Raw genomic sequence first — 6,725 nt, 5'->3', positions numbered from 1 at the left:
TTATATTAACACTTCGGGCAAAATCGTTATTCCTCTTCAATATGATTATGCTTGGGACTTTTCAGAAGGCTTGGCAGCAGTGGAGCGAAACGACAAATTGGGGTATGTTGATAAGGTAGGTAATGTCGTTATTCCCATTCAATATGATTTTGCTTGGGACTTTTCAGAAGGCTTGGCAAAAGTAACACAAAATGAGAAATACGGGTTTATAGATAAGACAGGCAAAGTGGTTATTTCTGTTCAATATGATGAAGCTGGTAGTTTTTCAGAAGGTTTGGCAAGAGTAGGTCAAAACAACAAACGCGGTTTTATCGATAAAACAGGTAAGGTTGTGATTCCTATCCAATATGATGATGCTTTGAATTTTTCAGACGGTTTGGCAGGTGTCAAACAAAATGACAAATGGGGCTTTGTTGATAAAGCAGGTAAGGTTGTAATTCCTTTTCAATATGATGATGTTCGGGGGTTTGAAAATGGTATGGCCGAAGCATTACTAAATGGCGAAATCATTTTTAGTGAACCCTTTTATATCGACAAAACAGGTAAACGCATTGATTGAAATAAAGCACCCAACTGGGTGCTTTTTAAGTCACTTCAACAGCCACAGTATCGCCATCGGCAACCACACCGCCGTTACCAAGCCATTAATGGCAAGCCCGAAGGCGGCGTATCGCCCTGCGGTGGGACTGATGGTCCATGCTTCGACCGTACCAATGGCGTGGGCGACCAAGCCAAGCGCCAAGCCTTTTGCTCTGTCGTCCGTGATGTTTTTAAACAAAATACGGCACACTCCCGCCCCCAAAATCCCCGACACGATGATGATAAGGTTCGCCATGACAAGTGGCGCATCGATGATCTGAGCGACCGACAAGCCCACAGGCGTGGTCACCGAACGCGTGGCGAATGACAGAATCGTGTCCATATTTAGCGCGAACAGATAGGCAAGCAGCATCGGCACGATCGCCCCAACCAGGCTTGCCATGACGACAACGATGGACAGCTTCTTGACAGGTAAGCCTTTAAAATCCATGCCTGCAAGCGGCACAGCAAGTAGAACAGTGCTATATCCAAGCAAGCGATCAAAGACAGGCTTGGCATTGGCATAGTACGTATTATAAGGCAGCTGAATGACCATGAGAATAAGGAGTGTCAGCACGATGGCGATGATGATCATCGGTATGCCACGAAAATATCGGTTGATATATCGCAAGACATACTTCGCCCCGATGTGAGCGATAAGCGTAACGACAAAGGCGATTAGAATGGTGGTGCTGTCAATGGTGATGTTATCCATGGCTCACCCCTTTGTCCTTGGCAGCGTTGTCTTGGTTGTCATTTTTTAGCCATTTTTGGGATAATTTGGCAAACGCCCACAACGGTATCACGGTGCTAAGGATAATAACCGCCGACACGGCAAGCAAATCCGAACCAAGCCCAAACAGCAAAATCCCCGCCCCCGCCGATACAGGCAAAAACGCAAATCCACTATCCACCAGTAGCACACTAGACGAGGATGATAGCCAATTTGGCAAACCACCCTTAATGAGCCGCACCCCCATCAGCACGACAAAGAGCGACACCAAACCAACAATGTTCGTGGCGGTCGGCATGCCAAAAGCGGTACAAACGACCAACGCAAGCTCGCGCACACCAATAACGATAACAACGGTAGCAAGCATGCCCAGCCAGAAAGTGGGGGATTTGGTGAGATAGGGGGATTTCATGGTCGTCCTTGTAACAAATTAACTTTTATTAAAGCATTATCTATTTACAAGGTCAAGCCGTGATCGGTACACTTTATAGAAATGTTCGGTATTTTCTGAGAGAATGAAATATCATTAATGGTTTAAAATGAGTGCGAAGATTTCATAATCCGTGAGAAAAGTGTAGATTTAGCAGTCAATGGTGTACTTATGGCCTAAAATAATATTGGATTTTGTTTAAGAGCCTAATCTAAGATTTGCTTTGTGGAGCAATATCTGCCAAAATACAAATCGCTACATACACCCTTTTTAAAAGCACGATTTTTATAGCCCTTTTCTAACATACAAATTTGAGATTCAACATATTTGTTATCAGGCATGTTTACAAATCCAATATTTTCAAATCCGCACTCTTCCATATCACTTTTAATTAATTCATAATTAACATTCTTTTTGTTTGGTTTGTAAAAATATGACCGGCTTTCTGGTGGTGATTGCATTGACCTAGCTAGCAACCTGTTAAAATACAAAGGCTTAAAATACATAAACAAAACTTTTTCATTGCTTGCTCTCTTGTTGTTTTGTTTATCTTAGCAAATCACAGAGTGCGTATTACTTACCACTTACCAAAACCCCACCCTACAAACAAAACGGGTCTAAATCATCATTGTTATCTTTATCATCATTCGCCTTAACTTCCACCTTTTCAAACTCTTCCAATTCTGGCAAAAATTGGCTTGCCTCGTGTGGCGGCAATACGTCAAAGGCATTAAGATGATATTTACCAAGCAATTCTTTTAATTTAGCTTTGGCAAGGCGAACGGTGAGCATCTCATGCCCTGTATCGTCAAATTCGCTATGGGTGATGACCCCAAGCTCATGCAGGGTATTTTTAAATTGCCCTGCGTAATAGGGTAAGGTGAGCGTAAAGTCGGACAGTCCGCCCACCAGTAGCTCTTGCACGGCTTGGGCGAGTTTATCCATGCCCAAGTTTTCACGAGCGGACACATAGACACGGTGTGGCACGCCTTGTTCTTTGTAGTGAATGGTTGGCATCTCATCGGTGCGGTCGATTTTGTTATGCACCAGTAGCACAGGAGCAGTCACACCAATCTCATCAAGCACCGCATTCACCGCATCAATCTGCTCGTGCATGTCGGGGCTACTGCTGTCAATGACATGAAGTAGTAGGTCTGCCTCTAGAGTCTCTTCTAGCGTGGCGTGAAAGCTCTCCACCAGCTCATGAGGCAGATGACGCACAAAGCCCACCGTATCAGCAAGCACGACATTGCCCACGCCCGCCCATTTAACCTTACGAAGTGTGGGGTCTAGCGTGGCGAATAGTTGGTCGGCGGCATAGATGTTGTCATCAGCAAGGCGGTTAAAGAGTGTGGATTTGCCTGCGTTGGTGTAACCGACAAGCGACACGGTCGGCACGTCTGATTTTTGGCGTTTGGCGCGTCCTTGCGAGCGGGTTTGTTTGACTTTATCGAGCTTGTTTTTGAGCTGATTTACCCTGATTTGAAGTAGCCGTCTGTCCGTCTCCAACTGCGTCTCACCCGGTCCTCGAAGTCCGATACCACCCTTTTGACGCTCTAGGTGCGTCCACCCACGCACAAGGCGAGTGGCTAGGTGCGACAGCTGGGCAAGCTCCACTTGCAATTTGCCTTCATAAGTTCTAGCACGCTGAGCAAAAATATCCAAAATCAGTCCCGTGCGGTCTAGCACACGGCACTTAATCAAGGCTTCTAAGTTTCGCTCTTGGCTTGGGGTTAGGTCGTGGTTAAAGATCACGATGTCCGCTTCATGGCGCGCCACCGCTTGGGCAATCTCGTCTGCCTTGCCCGTGCCGACAAAGTATTTGGCGTGCGGCTTGTTCCGTCCGCCTGTAATTATGTCAAGCTCATTCGCTCCTGCCGAATGCACCAGCAGGCGAAACTCTTCTAAATCATCAGGGTCAATCATCTCACGTATGTCAAGATGTACCAAAATGGCGTTCTCTCCGCCGTCATGTCGGTCAAAATATTGCAAAAGCTATCCTTTGTGATTTCAATGTTATCTGTGGTAGATTGTGGTATGATAGCCAAATTTCAAGGTAGGATCATACGATGAGTATACTGCATTTTAATCATAAAACCCTTGATCTATCCACCCCTAGAATCATGGGCGTGCTAAACGTAACGCCGGATTCATTTTCAGACGGCGGACGTTTTAACAGCATAGACACTGCCCTACGCCATGCCGATGAGATGATACGCTGGGGCGTGGACATCATTGACATTGGCGGAGAGTCCACTCGCCCCAACGCCCCAAGCGTAGCAACCAAGACCGAGCTTGATAGGGTTATCCCTGTGGTACAAGCCTTACAAGCGGAGTTTGGCGATGAGGTGTGGCTATCGCTTGACACGAGCAATCCTGTCGTCATGGAACAAGGCATTCATGCAGGGGCAGACATGATTAATGACGTGCGTGGGCTGCGCCGAGACGGTGCGTGCGACATGGCTGCTCGCCTTGATTGCCCTGTGGTTATCATGCACTCACGGGGTGAGCCTGATACCATGACCCAAATCATGAACAGCCTTACCAATTATGATAATGTGGTGCGTGAAGTCGTGAGCGAGCTAGATAGAGACGTTCAAAACGCCCTAAACGCAGGGGTCAGACGTGAAAACATCGTGATAGATGTTGGTATGGGCTTTGCCAAAAATCACGCTCATCATATCGCTCTTATGCAACATTTGGATACTATCATCGCTCATTTTGGTTTGCCCATGCTCTTTGGCGTATCTCGCAAGCGATTCTTAGGCGAGATTTTAAGTACATTTGCCCCCGCTCAAGACCACGTCCCAACCGACAGAGACGTGATAGGCACAGTTGCTCACCTGCTTGCCATTCAAAAGGGGGCAAGTATTGTCAGAGTGCATGATGTCGCTCACATGGCGCAGGCGATAAAGATGTGGCAGATGGTCAGCTGATTATGTTTAAGTTAACCTTTTTGGGTACGTCCAGCGGCATCCCCACCAAAAGACGTAACGTCTCCGCCCTTGCCGTCGAACTACCCACCAGTGAGCAAGAAAGCACCAATCATCGTGCGCCTTGGCTACTGATCGACTGCGGCGAAGGCACACAGCATCAGCTCATGTACACCAAGCTACGCCTTAGTAACTTGCGCGCCATCTGCATCACTCATGTGCATGGCGATCATTGCTATGGCTTGGCAGGCTTATTGGCAAGCCTTGCCATGCATGGGCGCACCACTCCGCTGACCATCATCGCACCTAAGGGTGTTTTTGGGTTATTAGACGCTTATGTCGCCCATACCGAGCTTAGATTAAGTTTCGCCATCGAGCGTATCATCATTGAACATGATCAGCCGATCACCCTGTCATTGGACAATCAAACCCTCAATATCAAGACCACCGCCCTATCACACCGTTGTCCTAGTTATGCGTTTATCATTAAGCAAGCCATACATCAACATAAGCTGAACATTGACAAGCTCGTTAGCGATAACATCCCCAAGCACTTTTGGCATCAGATATTCAAGACCAATCCACCGCACCAGCCCATACATATCAATAATGAATCCATCATCCCAAATGAATACATTGAGCAGATGGACATCAAATCCAAGATCGTCATCGCTGGCGATAATGACACACCAGAACTTCTGACTGATGTGATCCATGATGCTGATGCTCTGGTTCATGAAGCGACCTACACACAGGCGATACTGGATAAGATGTTGTCTCGGACAGGCGAAGGCAGTTTCGACCCACAGCACAGCAGCGCCAAGATGGTGGCGCAATTCGCCCAGCGTGTAAAACTTCCTAATCTTATCCTGACGCATTTTAGTGCCAGATTTGCGCCCTTTTATGAGCCAAATAACCCTGCCCCTAACATGGGTCATGTCGCACAGGAGGTCAGTCAGCACTATCAAGGGTACTGTGTATGCGCCGAAGACTTCATGTCCATACTCATTAATGACAAAAACATGAAAATCATGAAAAAATAAAATAATATAAATCAATATCTTATGTTATTTTTATAAAAATTTTATAAAAAATACTTGTCAACTTCCAAAAAATGTATATAATACGCCCATCAAGACGACATCGACAGATGGTCTAGATAGACAACTTGGGGACGTGGCGGAATTGGTAGACGCACTGGATTTAGGTTCCAGCGCCGCGAGGTGTGAGAGTTCGAGTCTCTCCGTCCCCACCATATTTTAAGAACCGATGATGATTCATCGGTTTTTTTATTTTAATAAAACACTTGAAAAATCATAAAATCTTAGTATAATAAACGCTCGTTTCGGGCCTATAGCTCAGTCGGTTAGAGCAGAGGACTCATAATCCTTTGGTCCACAGTTCGAGTCTGTGTGGGCCCACCAAATTAAACCCTTTAAAGTCGATGCTTTAAAGGGTTTTTATTTATTTGATTTAATTAGCTATAATTATAATATTGATCAGCACTGATCGCATCGGGAATGGGTTTGCCCAGTAGAGCCAAGGTTTCGCGCTCCATCAGTCTCACCATGGTGTCTAGCGGCAGGTCATTATCCGCCGTGCCAAATGGCTCTTCTAGCTGATAACTAAGCTCATCAAGCCCAAGCAAAAGATAGGACAAAAACCCCACCAAAAATGGCGTCCAAATCCCCATGACCGACTCCAGCCCAAACGGCAGCATCCAACAAAAACAAAATACCGCCCGATGCAGCAGCACCGAATACGGAAAAGGCAGTGGCGTACTAGCGATACGGTCGCAGCCCGCTTGAATGCTACCCATCTCCACCACATGCCGCTGAACACTGGTATAGATGATATCCGTCATGCTGCCTGATTTGACTGCATCCATCAGACGCAGCTGCATCCGCTCAAGCACCAGCTGCGGCGCATTGACATGCTGATTAAATCGATCTATCTCGTCTTGGTCGATCGGATGATAATGCGTGAACTGCTCAACACTCGCCGGCTGTCCGCGCAGACGATTGCGCAGCAGACCAACAAATATCAACAT

Annotated in this window: 8 protein-coding genes and 2 tRNA genes; 5 read left to right on the top strand and 5 right to left on the bottom strand. The window is 46.5% G+C overall.

All coding sequences use genetic code 11. The features are described from left to right. Positions 1–559, top strand: a 559-nt coding sequence (locus tag GY683_RS05840) for a WG repeat-containing protein (RefSeq protein WP_297287849.1), incomplete at its 5' end; no start/stop codon positions are given. Between the two features lie 30 nt (positions 560–589). Here the strand turns inward: GY683_RS05840 and GY683_RS05835 are convergent. The 4 genes from GY683_RS05835 to hflX all read right to left on the bottom strand — a co-directional run bounded on the left by GY683_RS05835 (position 590) and on the right by hflX (position 3,734). Then, positions 590–1,294, bottom strand: coding sequence for an LrgB family protein (locus GY683_RS05835; protein ID WP_297287848.1), 705 nt, complete (start codon positions 1,292–1,294; stop codon positions 590–592). Beyond that, positions 1,287–1,724, bottom strand: coding sequence for a CidA/LrgA family protein (locus tag GY683_RS05830; RefSeq protein ID WP_297287847.1), 438 nt, complete (start codon positions 1,722–1,724; stop codon positions 1,287–1,289). Before GY683_RS05830 ends, GY683_RS05835 begins: the two co-directional genes overlap by 8 nt. A gap of 224 nt (positions 1,725–1,948) precedes the next feature. Then, positions 1,949–2,203 carry a hypothetical protein gene (locus GY683_RS05825; RefSeq protein WP_297287846.1) on the bottom strand — a complete coding sequence of 85 codons (255 nt, stop codon included), beginning with the start codon at positions 2,201–2,203 and terminating at the stop codon, positions 1,949–1,951. 139 nt (positions 2,204–2,342) lie between these two features. Next, positions 2,343–3,734 carry a ribosome rescue GTPase HflX gene (gene hflX / locus GY683_RS05820; protein ID WP_297287845.1) on the bottom strand — a complete coding sequence of 464 codons (1,392 nt, stop codon included), beginning with the start codon at positions 3,732–3,734 and terminating at the stop codon, positions 2,343–2,345. A 77-nt stretch (positions 3,735–3,811) separates the two neighbouring features. On the opposite strand from hflX, the gene folP reads away from it, so the two are divergent. The 4 genes from folP to GY683_RS05800 all read left to right on the top strand — a co-directional run bounded on the left by folP (position 3,812) and on the right by GY683_RS05800 (position 6,099). Beyond that, entirely contained in the window at positions 3,812–4,678 is an 867-nt protein-coding gene (folP, locus tag GY683_RS05815) for a dihydropteroate synthase (protein ID WP_297287844.1), read from the top strand. Between the two features lie 2 nt (positions 4,679–4,680). Next, a complete protein-coding gene (locus GY683_RS05810; protein ID WP_297287843.1) occupies positions 4,681–5,718 on the top strand; it encodes a ribonuclease Z in 1,038 nt (345 codons plus the stop codon). Positions 5,719–5,845: 127 nt separating this feature from the next. After that, positions 5,846–5,930 (top strand) — tRNA-Leu (locus GY683_RS05805). A gap of 92 nt (positions 5,931–6,022) precedes the next feature. Then, positions 6,023–6,099 (top strand) — tRNA-Ile (locus GY683_RS05800). Positions 6,100–6,152: 53 nt separating this feature from the next. On the opposite strand, the gene GY683_RS05795 is transcribed toward GY683_RS05800, so the two are convergent. Further along, a partial coding sequence (locus GY683_RS05795) for a bestrophin family ion channel (protein ID WP_297287842.1) occupies positions 6,153–6,725 on the bottom strand: 573 nt, incomplete at its 5' end.

The organism is Moraxella sp. (genome assembly GCF_024227015.1).
In the GTDB taxonomy this organism is placed as follows: domain Bacteria; phylum Pseudomonadota; class Gammaproteobacteria; order Pseudomonadales; family Moraxellaceae; genus Moraxella.
This window is presented reverse-complemented; position numbering and strand designations above follow the sequence as displayed.